The sequence below is a fragment of the Verrucomicrobiota bacterium genome, from assembly GCA_016871495.1.
Classification (GTDB): domain Bacteria; phylum Verrucomicrobiota; class Verrucomicrobiia; order Limisphaerales; family VHDF01; genus VHDF01.
In genome coordinates this window covers 1-3,735 of sequence record VHDF01000178.1, presented here as the reverse complement: position 1 = coordinate 3,735, position 3,735 = coordinate 1, and the positions used below count along the sequence as shown (strand labels likewise).

Annotated in this window: 1 protein-coding gene; it reads right to left on the bottom strand. The window is 60.6% G+C overall.

The genetic code is table 11. The features are described 5' to 3' along the window. Nucleotides 1–2,084 (bottom strand): hypothetical protein (locus tag FJ404_19585; protein ID MBM3825048.1); only part of this gene is annotated, 2,084 nt, incomplete at its 3' end. Nucleotides 2,085–3,735: the final 1,651 nt, after the last annotated feature.

Sequence of the window (3,735 nt, the reverse complement as noted above, 5' to 3'; positions counted from 1 at the left end):
CTGACGGCAAGGGTGGCAAAACCGGGTGCAGTTCCGGGGACGGTGGCCTGGGCGCGGATGGACTCGTTTGAGAATTGAGTTTGGCTCCATTCGATGCGAGGGCTCAAGGGTGAGGGGGGAGTAGTCCAGGCGGATTCGATACAAGCTTCGCGCTCGGGCTGCCAGTCAGGGCGCAGGACCTGTTCCAGGTTTTGGGCGGGGTGAAGGGTTTCGACGGAGCCGAGCCAGGCGCCGGGGGCGCGAGACTTCAGAGGCACCCAACGGAGGGGTTCGCGGCTCCAGTGGGTGACGGTGAGGAAACGGGTCAAGGGCAGTTGGGAGGGATCGAGGCGGGCAAACAGTGCATCGGTGATCTCGGAACTTGCCTTCGTGCTCATGGAGAAAAAGCCGTCCACCTTCGGGATGCGATCGAGCAGGTTGGCATTGGCGAATGCGCCCGCCCGTTTGAGAAGATAATTCGCCGTGGGATCGTCGAGATGGACCCGCATGAAGCTGCGGATGGTTTCGCGCCCGAGCATGACGCGACCTTCGCCCAGGCGAGGGAAATCCGGGTCCGGCTTGGAGGCGGGCTGAAAGACCTCTCCGTTGACGAGGGTTCCAACTTGGGGAAACGCGTGGGCGAGCTCCGTGGCGGTGATGAGGCCGAGCAGGGTCAAGCCTGCGAGGAAAGCGGGTGTTTGTTTCTGATCTGCATGGCGGGCGCGAAGCAGCCAAGCGAGAATGGCCAAGGCAGCGAGAAGTGCCAGGCCATGCACGAGGGCCGCGTGAGTGATGACCTTGGCGTGGGGGAGCGCGGAGACTCCGAGCGGAGTAAGGACATCGATCCAGGCAAAAAGAGCGAGGAGGGAAACCCCGATGATCGCCAAGCCTACGACCCTGTTTCTTGCGGGCCGAGGTTCCATTTGGAACAGCGCATTCAATCCAGTCGCGGCGAGGACGGGGAGACTGAAGGCCGTGATGACGAGCCATTTCACGGGGAATCGCATCACTCCGAGTTGGGGGAATGCGGTCCGCACCCAGCGATAGAGATGTCCCTCGTCTCCCATCGCCATGAGGACACTGCCGGCGGCCAACGCGATGAGGGTGAGCCGGGGAGTTGTGGTGGGGGTCCGTGTGAAGAAACTCAGGATGGCGCCGCCGACGATGAACACTCCCGCGTAGTAGGTGGGGATCCAGTATTGGCCATACTGGAGGGGGAGTCCATGGATGGACTGGTAACTTTGGAACCAGGGCAGGAAGAAATTCACCGCGCCCAGGGCGGGAATCGACCATTCGCCGGCGCTGAACTGAGCGTCGCGCTGGGAGAGGCCGAGGAAATGGAAGAAAGGAAGGAGTTGTACGGCGCAGAGGACCAGGGTGCAGGCAAAGAATCCCACGATCTTGGCCAAGCCAGCCAGCCAGTGTGGAGGGGGGAGGAACGCAAGACTGGCGGAGGCACCGACGATCCAAGTCATCAAAGTGATTTCAGGCGCGCCACAGAGCATTTGTAACGTGGCGACGGCAGGCAGCAACCAAGCCGAGCGGGAGATGCATGGTTCTCTGATGGGAGGGCGGCTGGGTGTGTGTTTGGATTCAATGGCTTTGGGCAGGAGGAGAATGACCCAAGGCATCCAGCCCAGGGCGGCGATATTGTTGGGCCAGAAGACGCAACTCATCGTGAGGCCGCCGAAGGCGTAACCCACGCCGGCGACCAGGGGGCCAACGGTCCCGCCGATCCATCGCCGGCAGAGGACGAACATGCCCATCCCGGCAAGCCATTGGTGGGCCAAGCAATACCAGTCGAGAGACCAGGGCAGTGGTCCAAAGAGGTAAATGAGCGAACCGGGGTAGAGGGCGAGAGTGTTCCATTGGGCGAGAAAGGGAACACCGCATTCGTTGTAGGGGTTCCACAGGGGCAGCCTTCCTTCCCAGAACGCGGTGCGGTGGAATTCGGCGAGGGGGAAGCCGAAGAGTCCGTAATCGCGGAAGCAGAGGGATTTTCTTCCGGCGATGACTTGGGGCCAAATGGCTAACTGGAGAAGGAATAAGAAGACTCCGAAACGGAGAATCCAAGGGTCGCGATGGAGGCGAAGTTCGTGGCTCATGACCGCAGCGAATGCTGCTTTGATTTGGACCGAAACCCGAGGAAGAGGCCCCATGCGGCCAGGACGGCCAGGGTAAGACTTGAGACCACCGAGCCGCGACGAAATGAGTGATCTTCATAACTCAATTGAATCTGATGTTCTCCAGGAGGAAGGACCAGGGCTTGAAAGGCGTGGTTCGCCTTCTCCACGGGAATGAGCTCGCCGTTCCTGCGGGCGCGCCAAGCGGGGTACCAGGATTGGGCGATGAGGACCAGTCCATCGCCTGAAGACCGCGCGGAGAAGCTCAAGGCGCTTGTGGAAGCCTGCAGGTGGGAGATTTCGACGGGTTGCCACGTCTTGCCGGATAATCGATTTGAGGCTTCGAGGGAAAGAAAGGCGATCGCCCGCGGGTTCCAGTCCGGATCCAGGATTCGGTCCAGACTTGGCTTGCCCTGAGGAACGAAGGCCGGGTGCTGGCCGCCGGTGATGAAAGGAAGCGCGTTGGTGCGGCGGATCCAATCGAAGAGGCTTTCCGGCTTGGTGATGTAGGCGACGCCCATGAAGTCGAGGAGTGGAGCCGAGCGTTTCCAATCCAAGTGATTGTAGAAATGGTTCCGTATTTCCTCCGATTCACGGATGAAGAGGGAGAAGAAGCCGTTGATCTTGGGGATGCCGTCGAGCATGTTGCAATTGCTGAACAGGCCGAGTCGGTTGCCGATGTATTGGTGGAGTCCTTCGGTGGTGGAAGTCAGCCTGAATTTGGCGTCGGCTTCGGGACTGATCATGGCCCGGCTGCCGCCATGGACCGGAGGGGGGTCGAGTCTGAGCAATCCGGGTTCGTACGCTTTGGGCGAAAGGGTGGGGTTTTGCCGCGGCGCGTGACTGGCAAAGTCGAGCCAAAGAAGGACGCTGACTCCGATCATCCAGAACGTTTGTCGGTGAGGGAGGGAGGCTTTTGAACAAGCCACGAGCGCGATGATGAGGAGGGGCAGGAGAATGAGGCGGTCACGGGCACTCCTCATCATCGCCGCCGTATCATCGAACGGCATGGGATACTGCCGTGCGAACCAGACGAGGAAGCCGCTCAGGACCAGAACGGGCAGGCCCATCCATAACCAGCGAGACGCTTTCGACCAAGCTTCGGTCCCAGTCCGGGCGGATCGCTCAACAGCGGCAACGCCCCAGGCGGCCAGAAGCGGAATAGCGAACACCGGAATCACGACAAACTTTACGGGGAACCTCAGAAAACCAAGCTGGGGCAAGGCCTCACGCATCCACTGATAGAGCACGCCCTCGTCCCCGAGGGCCATGATGAGTGAAAGCAGCACCAGACCCCCGAGTGCGATCACCGTGCTGTTTCGCGCGGTCCAGCCGCCGAGGATGGCCAGCATCAGAATGCCAAGCCCAACATAGTAAGACGAAGTCCACCATTGTTCATACTGGAAGAAGACCCCTTGGTTGGCTGGGAAACAGTGGAAGAGCGGAACGATGAAATTGGCCCAGCCTGTTCCCGGCATCGACCAGGCGGTTCGGGCGAAACCCGTATCGCGCTGGGACCATTGCAGCAACTCAAGGAAAGGGAGGAGCTGGCAGGAGGCCAGACCTGCGATGGCGAGGACGGCTCCGGCGAAGCAGGCGGATCGGGTGCCGGCAATTTTGAAAGCATGTTTGA